The organism is Miltoncostaea oceani (assembly GCF_018141545.1).
Taxonomy (GTDB): Bacteria; Actinomycetota; Thermoleophilia; order Miltoncostaeales; family Miltoncostaeaceae; genus Miltoncostaea; species Miltoncostaea oceani.
On the sequence record NZ_CP064356.1, the window covers coordinates 1,939,251 to 1,955,483 of the forward strand.

Consider the following 16,233-nt stretch of genomic DNA (forward strand, 5'->3'; position numbering starts at 1 on the left):
CAGCCTACCACCACGTCCCGCCGCCGCCCGCCCGCCGCTCAGCCCCGGGCGGGAACGGCCGATACCAGTGGGGACGTACCCGGACGCGAGAGGACGACGTGAGCGCGGAGAGCGGCATCGACGAGGGGCGTCGCCTGGTGGTGTTCCACCTCGGCGACGAGGAGTACGGGGTGCCGATCACCCTCGTGCAGGAGATCATCCGCCACACGCCCCCGCGGCCGGTCCCCGGCAGCGCGCCCCACGTCCAGGGCGTCATCAACCTGCGTGGCCGGATCATCCCCGTCATCGACCTCCGCAGCCGCTTCGGCATCGCCGGTGACCGCCCCGCCGACGCGAAGGTCGTGATCACCACGGTCGACGGCGTGACGATCGGCGTCGTCGTCGACGAGGTCCGCGAGGTGCTGACGCTCGGCGCCGACGTGTTCGAGCCCGCTCCCGCGGGGACGGATGCCGACGGTCACGTCGAGGCGGTCGCGAAGCTCGACGGGCGCCTCGTGGTCGTGCTCGACCTGGTCCGCCTCCTCCACGAGGGGGCGTTGGCCGCCTGACCGCGGCCGGCGGTACTCAGCCGGCCGCCTCCCGGGACCTCCGGTAACGCTCGAGCATCAGCTCGCGCCGCTCCTTGTGGTCCACCCGCGGCGCCGGGTAGTCGCTCCCGATGCGACACCCGGCGCCGCGCTGCTCCTCCGCCGTCATCCGCCACGGCTCGTGGATGCGCGACGTCGGCACGTCGCGGAGCTCCGGGACGAAACGACGGACGTACTCGCCGTCGGGGTCGAAGCGCGCGGCCTGCCGCAGGGGGTTGAGGACGCGGAAGTAGGGGGCGGCGTCGGTGCCGGTGCCGGCCGTCCACTGCCAGCCGCCGTTGTTGTTCGCGGGGTCGCCGTCGACGAGGCCCTGCATGAAGACGGTCTCCCCGCGGCGCCAGTCGACGAGGAGGTCCTTCACGAGGAAGGAGGCGACGATCATCCGGGCGCGGTTGTGGATCCACCCGGTCGACGCCAATTGGCGCATGCCGGCGTCGACGATCGGGAACCCCGTGCTGCCCTCCGCCCACGCCGCGAGGTCCGCGGCGTCGTCGTCCCACTCGATCCCCCGGAGGGTGGGCTTGAGGGAGACGCGGGCGACCTCGGGGTGCCGTGCGAGGTGGTGGTGGTAGAACTCGCGCCAGCAGATCTGCCGCCAGAACGCCTCCCTGCCCGCCGTGAGCCGCCCCGGCAGGCCGAGGGCCCGCCCCACCTGGGCGCCGGTGCACATCCCGAAGCGCAGGTACGCGGACAGGTGCGACGTGCGGTCCTCCGCCGGGACGTCGCGGTGGTCGGGGTAGCCGTCGGCGTCACCGTCGCGGATGAACTCGACGATCCGCCGGCGCGCCGCCGCCGGGCCCGCCTCGAGGGGTGGGTCGCCGGACGGGAGGCGGTCCAGCCCCTCCGACGGGAGCTCGGGCCCGGGGATCTCCCGGGGCGCCGGGACGTGCTCCGGCAGCGGCGCGTCGCGCCACACGCGGCTGAACGGCGTGAAGACGAGGTATCCGGCGCCGGAGGTGCCGGTGAGGTCCTCGGGTTCGACGACGAGGTCGCCGCCGAACTCGACCATCTCCACGCGGTCGCGCTCCAGGGCCCGCCGCACCCGGTCGTCGCGGCGGCGGCCGAACGGCGACACCTCGCGTGTGACGACGACGCGGGTCGCGCCCGCCTCCTCCGCCACCGCGGGGACGACCCGGGACGGGGCGCCCTCCCGGACGACGAGGCGCGAACCGCGGGCGCGCAGCTCCCCGTCGAGGGCCTCGAGGCCCGCCCGCAGGAACCGCAGGCGCGGCGGGGCGTGGTGGTGGCGCCGGCGCAGGAGGGTCGTGTCGATCACGAACAGGCAGACGGTCGGGCCGGCGTCGACGGCGGCGCGGAGGGCGGGGTGGTCGGCGACGCGGAGGTCCCGGCGGAACCAGACGACCGTCGTCGGGGCGCTCACGCGGACCGCGCCTCCAGCAGCTCCTTCGTGAGGCGGTGCCGTTCGGCGAACGCGTGCGCCAATTGGCGTCCCATGAGGAGGCGGTCCGCGAGCCGGCCGATCGGGCCACCCGGGAGGGCGTAGGTGAGGCGGTCGGTCATGAGGGTCCGGTCGGGGCCGAGCGCCTGGAAGATGTGCTCGTGCCGCCAGCTCGCGAACGGCGACCGCTCCGCGACGTCGACGATCCGGGTCGGCGGCTCCACCGACTCGATCCGGACCCGCCAGCTCATCGCGATGGGGGAGGGGAAGGGCCGCATCCTCATGACGATCCGCGCCCCCGTCGTCACCGGGAACGTGCCCTGCACGTCGAGGATCCGGGTCGACCGGGGTGAGATCGACGCGGCGTTCCGGGTGTCCAGGTGGAAGGCGAAGACCTCCTCGACGGGGGCCTCGATCTCCACGGACCGCTCGAGCAGGGAGGGGGTGGTCATCACCCGATCCTAGTGCCGGTACCGATCCCGGGCCGGGGATCGTCCCGGGCTCGGCGGGCCGCCTCCCGGGGGGGGATGCGTCGATTGGCGTCGACGCGGTGCGCCAATCGACGCACACCCCGCGACGGGGCCCGCCGGACCCGGCGACGGCACGCGTACGATCCCCGCCATGCGACGCCGGGCGGAGGACGAGCGGGTCGGGGTGGGGTCGATCGTGTTCCGCCGCGAGACGGGGGTCTACGAGATGGTCGCCCGCGACGAGGACGGGGTCCTCCACCAGCTCGCCCTGTTCCGCGTGGCGGGGCGGGTGTTCCGGGCGGACGCGTCGCTCGGCCGCCTCCCGTGGCCGCGGGAGGCGATGGAGGCGGACCTCGCGGCGGGCCTGTGGCAGCGGGCGGGGCGGGTGCCGGCGGCGCAGGCGGTGCCGGGGGCGCGGGTCCGGATCTCCCGCCGCTTCTACCTGTGGCGCATCGCCCGGTGGCCGTACTCCCAGTTCGTGGAGCCGCACCGCAACGGCCAGTACCACGCGGTCCCGGGGCTCTGGCGGGCGGGCCGGCGCGCGAAGGCGCTCCGCTGGCTCACGCGGTCGGCGGTGGTGACGGTGGGGTTCGGCGTGCTGACGGCCCCGCTGTTCGTGCTCGGCCAGGTCGCGGCGACGGCCGTGGCCTTCGTGCGCACCGCGGGGGGACGCCGGGTCTGACGGAACGTCGCGGGGCGGGGATCGCCGGGGGGCCTCTCCTGTCGGCGCCGGGCGGCCGATGACAGGGGTGTCCCCTCGTCGTAGGAGCCCCCTCCGTGATCCGCACGCGCCGCCTCGTCCCGCTCGCCCTCGCGCTCGCCGCCCTCTCGGTGGTGCCGTCGCTCGCCACTGCGCGGATGTCGATCTTCTACGACGAGGCCGACGCCGTGCGCGTGCTCACCGACCCGTCGGGCCCGGGCGCGCCCATCGGCGGTGACCGCGGTGCGTTCCGGCAGGACCCCGGCGCGGGTGGCGTGTTCGACCCCGCCGGCCGCGACTCCGCGTTCCGGATCGCGAAGATCTCGGCGTCGGAGATCACAGACCTCTCGCCGGAGGCGATGGCCGACCGGATCCAGGACGAGATCGACGACCCGGAGATCGCGAACACCTCCGGCCTCGTCGCGATCGACGAGCTCGGCAACACCTTCAACGACGGCCGCGTGAAGATCACGTACTCGTGGAAGTCCGTCCGCGGGAAGCGGATCCGCGTCGCGTCGCACAACCGCCTCGTCGTCACCCGGACGGGCTACCGCATCGCGAAGGGCGCCGCGCCGCTGCCGGTCATCGACCCGGCGAGCCCCGGCGCCAAGCTCTCCGTCGCCATGGAGATCCTCGCGAGCCGCCCCCACGCCGCCGGCGGGTCGTACGCCGATCGCGTCCACCTCTACATCGCCCCCGCCTTCGGCACGTCGATCGCCGCGGGCCGCGGGCCGCACCGCCACCTCGGCAACGACGGCAAGCCCCACCGCGCGACGTGGCGGGGGGTCATGCCGGCCCTCGCCCGCGCCGGCGGCGTCTGGATCGAGATGTACCACCACTCCGCCGCCCGCGGCGTCCACACCATGACCGCCCGCGAGTGGCGCACCGTCCCCGTCGCGATGACGAACTACGCCCGCCGCTTCGGCGCGGACACGTCCCGCATGCACCTCCTCATGAGCGCGGCGGGCACCGGCCCCGCCGGGGTGAGCGGCTGCGGCACGCCGATGGCCTGCCAGTGGGGCCTCGCCGGCTCCACCCGCGAGGGCGCCGCACTGCTCGCGAACGGCCCGGGCGCCTACCGCCTCGGCGCCGAGGCCGCCGCCTGGCGGGCGGAGTACAACCGGGTCTTCGGCGGCTCGTAGGCCCGCCCCGGCCGCTACAGTCCCGCCCGGCGGAGCGATGGCCCCGGGGCGGGGCGGTAGAGGGGGCGCGTGGCCACAACGGTCGACCCACGGGAGGACACCGGTCGTCATGACCGGCCGGTACCGCCGTCCCCCGAGACGGACGCGCCGCGGTCGTGGCGCCCCGACGCGGGGCTGCTCGCCGTCTGGGCGCTCACCGCCGCGTGGGCCGCCGCCTTCTCGGTCCTCTCCGTCCTGCGCTACCGCGGCTTCTCGACCGGTCGCTTCGACCTCGGGAACATGGTCCAGGCGGTGTGGAGCACCTCCGAGGGACGGTTCCTCGACACCACCGACGTCTCCGGCGTGCAGTTCTCCCGGCTCGGCGCGCACGTCGACCCGATCCTCGCCCTGTTCGTCCCGCTCTGGTGGGTCTGGTCGAGCCCCGAGGCGCTGCTCGTCGCGCAGGCCGTGATCGTCGCGCTCGGCGCCCTCCCCGCGTACTGGCTGGGGCGCCGCTGGCTCGGCGACACCCGCCTCGCCCTCGCGGGAGCCGCCGTCTACCTGCTGCTGCCGGCGGTGCAGAGCGCCACGCTCTTCGACTTCCACCCCGTCACGCTCGCCGCGCCGCTGCTGCTCTGGTGCATCTGGGCGGCCGAGGAGGGCCGCTGGGTCGTCCTCACCGTGTGCGCGGGCCTCGCCCTGATCTGCCAGGAGCAGGTCGGCCTGCTGCTCGTCGCCCTGGCCGTCTGGCTGTGGTTCCGCCACCCGGCACGCCGCAGGGCGGCCGTCGTGCTCGCCGTCGTGTCGGCGACGTGGGTGGCGGTGGCGATCGGCGTGATCATGCCCCACTTCGCCCTGAAGGGCGGCAACCCCCACATCGGGCGGTACTCCCGCTTCGGCGAGGGGCCGACGGACATCCTCATGACGTTCGTGACGCGGCCGTGGGACGTCGCCGAGCTCGTCATCACCCCGGGGCGCATCACCTACGTCCTCGGGCTGCTCCTGCCGCTGCTGCTGCTGCCGCTGGCGGCGCCGATGCTGGCCGCCGTCGCCCTGCCGCAGCTCCTGATCAACGTCTTCGCGGCGTGGGGCCCGGCGCAGAGCGTCCACTACCACTACGCCGTGCTGATCGCACCGGTGCTGGTGGCGGCGAGCCTCCTCGGACTGCAGCGCCTGCGCACCCGGCCCGAGGGCGACCCGCTCCGGCGCCTCACGTCGCGGTCGGGGTGGGTCGCGGCGGCGATGGTGGTCGCGGCGATCATCCCGGGCATCTGGCAGGGACCGTTGCCGCTCTGGGGCTGGGTGCCCGGTGGGTGGGGGGGGAGCCCCCTGCACGCGTTCACGATCGACGCCGACGCCCGCGCGATCCAGTGCGCCGTCGACCTGATCCCGCCGGGGGAGCCGGTGTCGGCGACCAACGACGCGGGGTCGCACCTGTCGGCGCGTGAGCGCATCCACCTGTTCCCGGTGCTGCGCGACGCCAACTGGGCGCTCGTCTCCGACGGCCGGCGGGCGCAGGGCATCGCCGCCGACCGGCCGACGCTGCGCCCCACGATCCCCCTCGGCATCCGCCCCCGGTCGAAGTTGCTGCAGAAGGACGAGAAGTGGGACCTGATCTACGTCGAGCGCGGCATCCGCCTGTACCGGCGGGTCGCGAGCGTGCCGGCCGGCCAGCCGGTCGACCCGCGGGATCAGCCCGGGGGGCCCTCGCGGGACTGCTCGTAGGCGCGCTGCGCCCGCTCGACGGCGTCGGTGCGCTGCTCCCCCGTCACGGCGGCCCGCGCACGGGCCACCCGGTTCGAGGCCTCGATGCCGCTCAGTGAGTCCTGGAAGCGGGGGACGACGTGGCGGGCGAGCAGCTCGTACGACCGGTGGACCTTCTCCCGCGGCGCCCACTCGTTCGCCCAGCACATGAGCCCGCCGAACCCGCCGGAGCGCTCCTGCAGCCGCTCGATCGCGGCGACCGCGTCGTCGGGGGTGCCGACCACCCAGCTCCCCGCCTCGACCATCTGCTCGATGATCAGGTCCCGCGGCCCGGGGACCGGGCGCGGCCGCCCCGTCACCGCCTCCGCGTAGTCGAGCAGGTAGGCGGCGGCGCCCCGGCGGGCGTCGTCGAAGGCCTCGCGGCGGGTCTCGGCGACGTGCACCGGCAGCGACAGGCGCCAATCGGCGCGGTCGACGGTGGTGCCGTGCCGCGCGGCCTCCTCCTCGGCCACCCGCCACTGGGCGGCGAGGTCGATCGGGCCCCGCGGCCCCTTGGCGACGGTCAGCGACAGCACCCCCGTGCCATGCGTCCCGGCGAGCACCATCCCCGCCGGCGACTCCATGCTGGTCACCGCGATCGGCGGGTGGGGGCGCTGGTAGGGGCGCAGCTGCAGGACGGCGTCGGTGAGCGTGAACCAGTCGCTCCGCACCGTCAGCGGCTCGGTCTCGGTGAAGAGCCGGATGATCACCCCGAGGGCCTCCGCCATCCGCGGGCGCAGGTCGGCGGGGGCGATGCCCAGCATGCGGGCGTCGGTCAGGTGCCCGCCGGGTCCGACGCCGAACTCGATCCGCCCGCGGGTGAGGTGGTCGAGCAGCACGATGCGGTCCGCCACCATCAGGGGGTGGTGGTAGGGGAGGCTCACGACCCCCGTGCCGAGGCGGATGTGACGGGTGCGCTCCGCGGCGACGGCCAGGAACAGCTCGGGCGACGCGATCGTCTCCCAGCCGGTGCTGTGGTGCTCGCCGACCCAGGCCTCGTCGTAGCCGAGCTCGTCGAGGCGGACGATCAGCTCGAGGTCGCGCTCCAGCGCGAGCGTGGGGTTCTCGCCGGGCTCGTGGAACGGGGCGAGGAAGACGCCGAACCTCATGCGCACGCGGCGGAGCCTACTCCGACGCGACGACCGCCGGTGGGTCCCCGCGCAGCCCGCGCGCCTGCAGGAACGGCGTGGCGAGGCACCCGGCGACGGCGGCCAGCACCATGAGCAGGCCCGCCCCCGAGACCGCGGCGGCGACGGCCCCGGCGCGGTCGATGGCGTCGAGCCCCTCGGGGCCGAGCGCGAACGCCCAGTCGTGCATCCCGCCGATCAGCTCCAGGCGCTCGTACGGCGCGTCGGCGACGTAGACCGACACGTCCCGCGCCGACGTCCCCGCCCACGCGAGGCAGAGCAGGGCCGACAGCGCCTCCCGCCGGACCGCGAAGCGGACCGCGATCGCGAGGGGGAGCGCGACCTGGGCCACCGACCCGGCCATCGCGGTCGCCAGGTCGGGGAGCACGTAGGTGGCGACGTGCCCGGCCTCGTGGATCGCGAGGTCGATCCAGCCGAGCAGGGGCACCCGTCCGCCGCGCCCGTACGACAGAAGTCCGAGCAGCGCGCACGCCGCGGCGGCGGCCACGCCGCGCCAGAGGACCGGGGAGGGGACACGCGTGCCCATGGGGATCCCATCGGCACGCCCGGGCCTGGCCGACACGGCGGCCGCGACGGATACTCGCGCCATGAGATCCGTCCGCACCGCCGTCCTCGTCGCCGCCGTCGCGCTCGCATCCGCCGCCGCGGCCGCCGCCGCGCCGCTCCCCGGCGCGCCGTCCTGCCCGGTGCTCCCGCCCGGCAACGTCTGGAACACGCCGGTCGACGCGCTCCCGCGGCACCCCGACTCGGACCGGCTCGTCCGGTCGATCGGCCTCGGCGACGCGCTGCACCCCGACTTCAGCGACGCGGGCCGCTACGGCATCCCGATCACCGTCGTCGGCCGCGCGACCCCGCGGCGCGCCGTCCGGTTCACCTACGCCGGCGAGTCGGACCGCGTGCGCTACCCGATCCCGGTCCGGCCGCGCATCGAGCGCGGCTCCGACCGGCACATCCTGATGCTCGACCGCGACGCGTGCCGCCTCTACGAGTTGTTCGCGGCGCGCCGGGTCGCGGGCCGGTGGACGGCGGGGTCGGGCGCCGTGTTCGACCTGCGCTCGAACGCCCTGCGGCCCGCCGGCTGGACGAGCGCGGACGCCGCCGGACTCCCGATCCTGCCGGGCCTCGCACGGTACGACGAGGTCGCCCGCGGGGTGATCGACCACGCCCTGCGGTTCACGGCGTCGCGCACGCGGCGGTCGTACGTGTACCCGGCCCGCCACCAGGCCGGGTCGTCGGGCGACCCCGCCCTGCCGCCCATGGGGCTGCGGGTGCGCCTCAGGGCGTCCGTACCGCTCGACGGCTTCGGGCCGCAGTCGCGCGTGGTGCTCCGGGCCCTGCGGACCTACGGGATGATCCTCGCCGACAACGGATCGCCCTGGTACGTCAGCGGTGCGCCCGACCCGCGCTGGGACGACGACGACCTGCACGACCTCGGCCGCCTGACCGGCGCGGACTTCGAGGTGGTGGACACCCGGACGCTGCGCAATCGGTGACGACCCCCTCGCCGCGGCGAGGCTTACGCTGTACGCTTACGTTGTAAACCAACGTGAGCGGGGGTGGGGGATGTCGGATCCGTCGTCGATGTTCGATCTGGACGGGCGCGTCGCGTTCGTGACCGGGGCCTCGTCGGGCCTCGGGGTGACGTTCGCCGAGGGCCTGGCCGCAGCGGGGGCCGACGTGGTGCTCGCCGCGCGCCGGGTCGACCGGCTCGAGGAGGTCGCGGAGCGGATCCGGGCGACGGGGCGGCGGGCGCTGCCCGTCGCGTGCGACGTCACCGACCCCGCGCAGGTGGAGGCGGCCGTCGAGGCGGCGATGGCGGAGTTCGGCCGCATCGACGTCCTCGTCGCGAACGCCGGCGCCGTCCCGGACGGGTTCAGCATGCCGGAGCGGATCCCGCACGAGCTGTTCGAGCAGTCGATCCGGGTCAACCTGATCGGGACGTGGACCACCGTCCAGTCGGTCGGCCGCCGCATGCTCGCGCAGGGTGGCGGGTCGATCGTGGTGGTGTCGTCGTACACCGGCGTCGCCGGGGTGCCGCACTTCCCGCCGGCCTACCAGGCGTCGAAGGCGGCCCTGTTCAACATCACCCAGCAGCTCGCCGCGAGCTGGGGCGACCGAGGCGTCCGCGTCAACGCGCTCGCGCCGGGGTGGTTCCCGAGCGAGATGACCGAGGCGGTGCTGTCGGCGCCGGTCTTCCGCGACCGCATCGACTCGCAGGCGCCGCTCGGCCGGGCGGGCCGCCCCGAGGAGCTCCTCGGGGCCCTGCTGCTGCTGGCCTCCGACGCCTCCAGCTACATGACGGGCTCCACCATCACGGTGGACGGCGGGACGTCCGCGTCGGTCGGCGCGGCGCCCTACGGCGAGGAGCTGTTCGGCCTGCACGACGCCGTGATGCCGCACGGCCTCGGCAGCCGGGTCATGCCCGCCTGAGCCGGGCCTCCAGCCCGTCGAGCATCAGCTCGAGGCCGAACGCGAACAGCTCGCCCGGGTCGTCACCCGCGACCTGGGCGAGCAGCTCGTCGAGGCGGGGCGAGTCGGTGGGGGGAGGGGGCGTCGCCGTCTGGCGGTCCGCCTCGGAGAGGGTGAAGCCCACGACGTACCGGGCGACCGACCGCGCCGCGCGGAGGGCGGTGGCGCGGTCGAAGCCCGCCGCCTCGAGGCGGGCGATGCCGCGGTCGGCCATCGTCGACGCCGCCGCGTAGGCGCCGAGCGGGCGCCCCGCGATGAGGGGGACGACGTTCGGGTGGCGCAGGACGACGGCGCGGAACGTGGTCGCGAAGCCCGCCATCCCGGCGCGCCAGTCGGCGATGTCGGGCGGCTCCTCCGCCGCGACCTCGTTGAGTACCATCCCGACGACGCCGTCGAGGAGCGCGTCCTTGCCGGGCACGTGCCAGTAGAGGGACATCGCCTCGACGCCGAGCTCGGCGGCGACGGCCCGCATGGTGCAGGCCTCGAGGCCGGCCTCGTCGATGACGGTCAACGCCGCGCGCAGCACGGCGTCGCGGGAGAGTCGCCGGCGCCCGCTCACGGCCGGCACCAAGCCGCGGGGCTCGCGGTGTCCGGCCCCACCCCGGTCAGACGGGCGACGTGACGCTCTCCCCGTCGGCGGGGATGCGCACGCGGTCGCCGAGCCCGGCCGCCCCGACCCGCGCGGCCAGGTCGGCGCGCAGCTCCAGGCAGTGGTTGATCGCCTCCATGTGGGTGGCCACGACGACCGCCCCGGGTGCCGCGGTGCCGACCGCGATGACGTCGTCGGCCTCCATCGTGATCGTCCCGCCCTGCAGGAAGCGCGCGCCGCCGGCGTTGACGACGATGACGGCGGGGGAGTGGTCGGTGATCGCCCGCTCGACCTCGGGGCACCAGACCGTGTCGCCCGCGAGGTAGACGGTCGGCTCGCCGGCGGCCTCGACCACGAAGCCGCTGACGGGCCCGAGGCCCTGCATGGCGGCCTCGTCGCGGCCGTGGCGGCCCCCCGTGCGCGTGAGGGTGAGCCCCTCCCACGCGACCGGGTCCCCGAGGGGGACGGGGCGGACGTCGGTGAAGCCGATCGAGGTCAGGTCCTCCGCGTCCTCGGGCTGGCAGAACCAGACGGGGTCCGACGGCAGCAGGGCGCTGACACCCGCGGCGTCGAGGTGGTCGACGTGGGTGTGGGTGAGGAGCACCGCCTCGACGCCCTCGGCCGCCGCCTCCGGCGTGACCGGCAGCGGGACGAGGGGGTTCGGCCGTTCCTGGGGCGTCCCGCGCACGGGCGCCCGGGCACCCTCCGGGTCGAGCATCGGATCGACCATCAGGCGGTGCCCGGCGATCTCGATGACCAGCGTGGCGTGACGCAGCAGGGTCAGTCGCACCCCGTCAGGCTACCGAGCCGGGGTCGGAGAGGAGCCGGGACACGACGCGCCCGCGGCGCGAGAGGCGGTAGCCGACCTCCAGGCTCTCGGTGGGGCCGAGCGCCTTCAGCTTCCGTACGTCGCGCTTGAGGACCGGGGTCTCGAGCCCGAGCGACGCGGCGAGGTCGGCGGCACGCACGCCGGGATGGGCGTCGATGGTCCGCAGGAACATCGCCGTCCAGGGGCCGCGCCCGGAGCGGCCGTCCATGGCGGCGAGGCGGGCTCGCAGCGCGTCGGCCTCCGCCGGGTCCAGGTCGGCATCGTCGCGCAGGGCGACGCGCGGGTCGGGGCCACCGGGGCGCAGGACGATGCGGTGGATGCGCCCATCGGCACGCCGGTCGAGGTCCCGCAGCGCCGCGTCGCGGCCGGTGTAGCCGGCGCGCCGGGCGTCGGCGTCGGTCACCTCGTCCGACTCGAGGACGTCGACGGCGTCGATGGCGAGCAGCCCGACCGCGGTGCGCAGCGTCCCGCCGGCGCGGACCGTCGGGCGGACCCACCGGCGGAACGCGAGCGTCACCCGACCGTCGGCGATGGCGTCGAGGTCGGCACGCCGGATGAGCACGCCGCGGTCCTCAGCCGGGGTCGGCGGCGACGCGGTCGGCGTCGTTCGACAGGCGCACCATGGCGTGCAGGAGCGCCCGGTTGTCGGGCGGCCGCGCGACCCCGTCCACGTGGAGCTCGGTGGCGAGGCGGTCGGCCCAGGTCAGGAGGGTCTCGACGGGCGCCGCGCCGGCGTCCATGAGGGCCTGCTCGTAGACCAGCGCCGCCAGCGACCGCAGCTCGGCCCGCACCTCGGCGAACGGCCGGGCGGCCTTCGGCGCGGCGCGGCTCTTGCGGACCCGCCTGCGGGGACCGCGCTCGACGCGCTCGGGGGGGCCGGTGAAGCGCACGGCGACCCAGCGCCGCTCGATCTCGACGCGCACCACGTCGCAGGGCACGTCGGCGGGTCCGCCCTCGAGGTCGATCCGCACGCGCAGCGCGGCGTCCTCGGCGATCCACCCGATGTCGGCGACCTGCAGCAGCAGACCGCGCTCGGACGCGTTCACCGTGCGCGCCGGGCTGCGTCCGCCCGCACCGGTGATCGTCACGTCGGCGTCCATGGGCAGCCGCGGCCACTGGCGGCGCTCGTCGGCGATCGGCGTCGGCGTCGGCGTCAGGATGCTCATGCTGCGGACAATCTCACGTCAGGCGGATCCGTCCACCCTCCGAACGGATATCCCTCCCGTCCGGTCGTCCTGGCCGGGGGGAGGGGCGCCGGGCGACCCCCCGGCCCGACGGATGGGAACGACATAACATCAGTTCCCGTGCGTGGGGGGGTGGGGCGGGCGGGGCGTCCGACGATCCCGGTAGCGTGCGCCGCGAACTCGTGACCACCGGTCGGAGGCACACCGTGAGCGCCACCAGCGAGCACATCACGTCCGTCGCGCCGAGCCCGGCGTCATCGCCGCGGCCGACCGACCCGCCGCCCGCGCCGCCGACGTCGGCGACGCCGAGCCCGTGGCCGGACGAGGTCTACCGGGGCTGGTCGAGCCTCTAGCTCCGCGCCGTCGGCGGGCGCCCCCCGCCGTGGTATGAGGACCGGGTGACGAACCCCGCCCGGCAGATCGTCGTCGTCGCCGCGGTGGGACTGGTGGCGGCGGCCACCGGGTTCGGGGCGATGGCCCTGCTGACGGGCGCCGCCGACGGCGGTACGGCCCCGACGGCGGCCGCCGTGCCCGCGGCGCCGCCCGAGGAGGCGCTCCTCGCCCCGCCGCCCGAGCCCGCGGCGGGACCGGCGGCCGTGCCGCCGGCGGCGGCGCCCGAGGCTCCACCTCCCGTCGAGGGCGAGCCCGCGGCGCCCGCCATGGACCCTCCGCCTCCGGTCGAGCCCGAGCCCGGGCCTCGCCCCGCGCCCGGGGTGCCACCCGACCCGCCGCCGGTCCCCGACCCCGAGCCGGCCGCCCCGCCGGAACCGGTCGAGCCGCCACCGGCCGAGCCGCCGCCGGCGGAGCCGCCCGGTCCGCCGGCCGCGGCGACGGCGCCGCCACCCGAACCCCCGGTGGGCGTCCGCATCCCGGACGGGACGCTCCCGACGGGGCACGACGCCGCGCACCGCGACCTGGTCGCGGCCTTGGGGCGCGCCACCCCCGGATCCACGACGGCGACCGACATCCGGCGGATGCTGGCCCTGTGGAAGGCGTACCTCGGACCGGGGGCGTCAGGGGTCCCGGAGGGGCGACGTGCCACGGTGTCACGGGCCCTGCGGGCGAACGCCTGGTGGTTCGGCGGACGGGGCGCGCCGGCCCGGCGGGTGCTGCTGCGCGACCCGGACGGCGTGATCCTCACCTACCGCGCGGGCCAGGGTTTCGCGGTGAACCCCGTCGCGACGACGGGACGCTGGCGGGGCTTGAACGCGGACGTCCCGCCGGACCGGCTCGCGGAGGCGATGCTGCCGATGGGCGTCGCGCGGCGGGCCGGGGAGCGGGCGTTCACGGTCTGGGAGTACTACGACGTGCCCGGGGACGCGGCGGCGATCCGCCCCGGGACGTCGGGAATGGCGCAGGGGCGGGTGGCGTTGCTGATGGCCCACGCCCAGGACCGGACGGGCGACCCCCGGTTCGCGCGGGCCGCGCTCGGGGCCCTCGCCGCGTTGACGGTGGACGTGGACCGGGGCGGCGCCCGGAGCATGGTGACGACGGAGGCCGCCCCGGAGCCGGAGCCGTGGTACGTCGAGCGGGCCTACCCGGGGACGGACCCGTGGACGGGCGGCGCGCTGAACGGGTTCATGGTGACGTTGCTGAACCTGCGGGGGACCGGCGCGGTGCTCGACCGGGCGGCGGGTGGCGGCGCGGAGGGCGCCACCGCGGCGGGCCTCGCCCGCGACCTCGCCGACCGGGGGGCCGTGACCCTCGCCCGGCACCTCGACGACCACGACACCGGGTCGTGGAGCCTCTACGGGCTCCTGACCCCCGGCCGGGCCTGGCGGAGCTACCTCGCCGACCTCAACTACCACTGCTACCACGTGCGGCTCCTCACCCAGCTCGCCGGGCCGTACCCCGACGAGGGCTTCGCCGACGTCGCCGCCCGGTGGCAGGGCTACGTCGACGCCGCGGGCGCGACCTGCCCCGTCCGCGCCTCCGACCGACCGTGACCTCGGCGACCCCACCCCGTGGCGCCGGTCCGCGTCGATTGGCGCATCACGTCGACGCCATTTGGCGCCTCCCCGAGAACCTTCGTCGCCGGCGGGATCCGGGAGCGCTGCCGACGCCCGTCCGGGGTCCGCGTCGATTGGCGCATGACGTCGACGCCAATTGGCGCACTCCGCGGACCGGGGTGGGACGAGGCCCCTCGGACGCCGCGGGACGGAACCCCGAGGGGCTAGCGCAGGACGGACCTCAGGGAGGTGGGGCGCCATTCGGCGCCGCCGCGGGGGGTCGGGACGTTCTCGGCGTTGAGGGTGTCGCAGATGCCCTGGAGCGTCATGCCCTGGCCGCGGAGCTCGCGGATCCGCTCGGCGACGGCGGGGGGCGTCGACGACGGCCGCCCGGGGCGGCCGGCGAGGGCCCTCGAGGCGCTCGTGATCGCGCGGGGCTGCCAGGTGGCGGCCTCGGCGAGCACCTCCCCCACCGCGCGGCCGCCGTCGGCGGAGAGGTCGACGTCGGGCTGGAGGGAGATGATCGTGAAGCCCCCCTCGATCGCCTCCCGGACGAGCTCCGCGAGGTCGGTCAGCGAGTAGGTGAGCCGGTCGAGGCGGGAGACGGCGACGCCCTCCGCGGTGCCGGCGCGGCACGCGGCGAGCGCGGCGCGCAGGCCGGGACGCCGGAGCGTCCGCCCGGACCGCACGTCCTCCTCGATCTGCACCAGCTCCCAGCCGCGGGCGGCGGCGGCGGCGGACAGGGCGTCCCGTTGCGCGTCGAGGCCGGGTCGCTCACCGGTCCGCTCCCGGGGGGCGACGCGGACGTATCCGATCAGGGGGCGGCTCACGGCGGCGACTTTACACTAATCGTCGTTTCGTGTAAAAACGCGAAAGCAGTTCGTGTAAGCCGGACCGATCCGAGAAGGAGCGACCGCCCGTGAGCGACAAAGTCAACGTAGCGATCATCGGGGTGGGCAACTGCGCCTCGTCCCTGGTGCAGGGCGTCCAGTACTACAAGGACGCTGACCCTGACCAGTTCGTCCCCGGCCTGATGCACGTGGACCTGGGCGGGTACCACATCCGCGACATCAACTTCACCGCGGCCTTCGACATCAACGCCACCAAGGTCGGGAAGGACCTCTCCGAGGCGATCGTCGCGGAGCCGAACAACACGATCCACCTCGCCGACGTCCCGAACCTCGGCGTCGAGGTCCACCGCGGCATGACCCACGACGGCCTCGGCAAGTACCTCTCCGAGGTCATCACCAAGGCCGACGGCCCCACCGCCGACATCGCCGGCATCCTCCGCGACACCAACACCCACGTGGTCGTGAGCTACCTGCCGGTCGGCTCCGAGAACGCCACCAAGTGGTACGTCGAGCAGATCCTGCGCGCCGGCTGCGGCTTCGTGAACTGCGTGCCGGTGTTCATCGGTCGCGAGGCCTACTGGCAGGAGCGGTTCCGCGAGCGGGGCCTCCCGATCGTCGGCGACGACATCAAGAGCCAGGTCGGCGCGACCATCGTCCACCGCCAGCTCGTCCACCTGATGCGGGAGCGGGGCGTCAAGCTCGCCCACACCTCGCAGCTCAACTTCGGTGGCAACACCGACTTCCTCAACATGCTGGAGCGCGAGCGCCTCGAGTCGAAGAAGATCTCGAAGACGAACGCGGTCACCTCCGTCATGGGCGACGTCATCGACAAGGACGACGTCCACATCGGCCCGAGCGACTACGTGCCGTGGCTGACGGACCGCAAGTGGGCGCACATCCGCGTCGAGGGCCAGGGCTTCGGCGACGTGCCGATCAACATCGAGCTGAAGCTCGAGGTGTGGGACTCGCCGAACTCGGCCGGCATCGTCATCGACGCCGTCCGCTGCGCGAAGCTCGCGCTCGACCGCGGCATCGGCGGCACGCTGGAGGGCCCCTCCTCGTACTTCATGAAGAGCCCGCCGGTGCAGCACCCCGACTCGGTCGCCCACGACCTGACCGAGGCCTTCATCTCGGGTGCCGACTCCTCGTCGCTGGTCGGTGAGTACGTGGAGACCGGCTCCGCCTCGTAGCACC

General features: G+C 75.3%; 18 protein-coding genes. 9 read left to right on the forward strand and 9 right to left on the reverse strand.

The window, feature by feature from the left end; all coding sequences use genetic code 11:
* Positions 1-98: 98 nt before the first annotated feature.
* The gene (locus IU369_RS09905; protein WP_217920816.1) at positions 99-548 is read left to right on the forward strand and encodes a chemotaxis protein CheW; all 450 of its coding nucleotides are present in this window, start codon (positions 99-101) and stop codon (positions 546-548) included.
* A 16-nt stretch (positions 549-564) separates the two neighbouring features.
* Here IU369_RS09905 and IU369_RS09910 read toward each other — a convergent pair whose 3' ends face one another.
* Together IU369_RS09910 and IU369_RS09915 are read right to left on the reverse strand one after the other, a co-directional pair.
* Positions 565-1,968, reverse strand: coding sequence for a cryptochrome/photolyase family protein (locus tag IU369_RS09910; protein WP_217920817.1), 1,404 nt, complete (start codon positions 1,966-1,968; stop codon positions 565-567).
* Entirely contained in the window at positions 1,965-2,438 is a 474-nt protein-coding gene (locus tag IU369_RS09915; RefSeq protein ID WP_217920818.1) for an SRPBCC family protein, read from the reverse strand. Before IU369_RS09915 ends, IU369_RS09910 begins: the two co-directional genes overlap by 4 nt.
* Before the next feature lie 169 nt (positions 2,439-2,607).
* Between IU369_RS09915 and IU369_RS09920 the strand changes: the two genes are divergently transcribed.
* The 3 genes from IU369_RS09920 (at position 2,608) to IU369_RS09930 (ending at position 6,002) form a co-directional block, all read left to right on the forward strand.
* Entirely contained in the window at positions 2,608-3,138 is a 531-nt protein-coding gene (locus IU369_RS09920; protein WP_217920819.1) for a hypothetical protein, read from the forward strand.
* Between the two features lie 95 nt (positions 3,139-3,233).
* On the forward strand, positions 3,234-4,298 hold the full coding sequence (locus tag IU369_RS09925) for a hypothetical protein (protein ID WP_217920820.1): 1,065 nt from the start codon (positions 3,234-3,236) through the stop codon (positions 4,296-4,298).
* Positions 4,299-4,367: 69 nt separating this feature from the next.
* Complete coding sequence (locus IU369_RS09930) at positions 4,368-6,002, forward strand: DUF2079 domain-containing protein (protein ID WP_217920821.1); 1,635 nt, start codon at positions 4,368-4,370, stop codon at positions 6,000-6,002.
* On the opposite strand, the gene IU369_RS09935 is transcribed toward IU369_RS09930, so the two are convergent.
* Both IU369_RS09935 and IU369_RS09940 read right to left on the reverse strand, forming a co-directional pair.
* Positions 5,969-7,129: an LLM class flavin-dependent oxidoreductase gene (locus tag IU369_RS09935; protein WP_246551480.1), complete on the reverse strand. Its 1,161-nt coding sequence runs from the start codon at positions 7,127-7,129 to the stop codon at positions 5,969-5,971. The genes IU369_RS09930 and IU369_RS09935 overlap by 34 nt on opposite strands.
* Positions 7,130-7,145: 16 nt before the next feature.
* Positions 7,146-7,694 carry a hypothetical protein gene (locus IU369_RS09940; RefSeq protein WP_217920823.1) on the reverse strand — a complete coding sequence of 183 codons (549 nt, stop codon included), beginning with the start codon at positions 7,692-7,694 and terminating at the stop codon, positions 7,146-7,148.
* 61 nt (positions 7,695-7,755) lie between these two features.
* Between IU369_RS09940 and IU369_RS09945 the strand changes: the two genes are divergently transcribed.
* Both IU369_RS09945 and IU369_RS09950 read left to right on the forward strand, forming a co-directional pair.
* A complete protein-coding gene (locus tag IU369_RS09945) occupies positions 7,756-8,661 on the forward strand; it encodes a hypothetical protein (protein ID WP_217920824.1) in 906 nt (301 codons plus the stop codon).
* Positions 8,662-8,749: 88 nt separating this feature from the next.
* The gene (locus tag IU369_RS09950) at positions 8,750-9,598 is read left to right on the forward strand and encodes an SDR family NAD(P)-dependent oxidoreductase (RefSeq protein WP_217920825.1); all 849 of its coding nucleotides are present in this window, start codon (positions 8,750-8,752) and stop codon (positions 9,596-9,598) included.
* Here the strand turns inward: IU369_RS09950 and IU369_RS09955 are convergent.
* From IU369_RS09955 to IU369_RS09970, 4 genes are read right to left on the reverse strand one after another with little or no spacing between them, the layout of a single operon-like run.
* Positions 9,585-10,196 carry a TetR/AcrR family transcriptional regulator C-terminal domain-containing protein gene (locus IU369_RS09955; RefSeq protein ID WP_217920826.1) on the reverse strand — a complete coding sequence of 204 codons (612 nt, stop codon included), beginning with the start codon at positions 10,194-10,196 and terminating at the stop codon, positions 9,585-9,587. The genes IU369_RS09950 and IU369_RS09955 overlap by 14 nt on opposite strands.
* A 46-nt stretch (positions 10,197-10,242) precedes the next feature.
* Positions 10,243-11,016, reverse strand: coding sequence for an MBL fold metallo-hydrolase (locus IU369_RS09960; RefSeq protein WP_217920827.1), 774 nt, complete (start codon positions 11,014-11,016; stop codon positions 10,243-10,245).
* A gap of 4 nt (positions 11,017-11,020) precedes the next feature.
* On the reverse strand, positions 11,021-11,617 hold the full coding sequence (locus tag IU369_RS09965) for a hypothetical protein (RefSeq protein ID WP_217920828.1): 597 nt from the start codon (positions 11,615-11,617) through the stop codon (positions 11,021-11,023).
* Between the two features lie 10 nt (positions 11,618-11,627).
* The gene (locus IU369_RS09970) at positions 11,628-12,221 is read right to left on the reverse strand and encodes a PilZ domain-containing protein (protein ID WP_217920829.1); all 594 of its coding nucleotides are present in this window, start codon (positions 12,219-12,221) and stop codon (positions 11,628-11,630) included.
* Between the two features lie 224 nt (positions 12,222-12,445).
* Between IU369_RS09970 and IU369_RS09975 the strand changes: the two genes are divergently transcribed.
* Together IU369_RS09975 and IU369_RS09980 are read left to right on the forward strand one after the other, a co-directional pair.
* Positions 12,446-12,592, forward strand: a complete 147-nt coding sequence (locus tag IU369_RS09975; protein WP_217920830.1) for a hypothetical protein — start codon at positions 12,446-12,448, stop codon at positions 12,590-12,592.
* A 45-nt stretch (positions 12,593-12,637) separates the two neighbouring features.
* Positions 12,638-14,185, forward strand: a complete 1,548-nt coding sequence (locus IU369_RS09980; RefSeq protein WP_217920831.1) for a D-glucuronyl C5-epimerase family protein — start codon at positions 12,638-12,640, stop codon at positions 14,183-14,185.
* Between the two features lie 227 nt (positions 14,186-14,412).
* On the opposite strand, the gene IU369_RS09985 is transcribed toward IU369_RS09980, so the two are convergent.
* Positions 14,413-15,018 carry a recombinase family protein gene (locus IU369_RS09985; protein ID WP_217920832.1) on the reverse strand — a complete coding sequence of 202 codons (606 nt, stop codon included), beginning with the start codon at positions 15,016-15,018 and terminating at the stop codon, positions 14,413-14,415.
* A gap of 89 nt (positions 15,019-15,107) precedes the next feature.
* Between IU369_RS09985 and IU369_RS09990 the strand changes: the two genes are divergently transcribed.
* On the forward strand, positions 15,108-16,229 hold the full coding sequence (locus IU369_RS09990; RefSeq protein WP_217920833.1) for an inositol-3-phosphate synthase: 1,122 nt from the start codon (positions 15,108-15,110) through the stop codon (positions 16,227-16,229).
* Positions 16,230-16,233 lie beyond the last annotated feature (4 nt).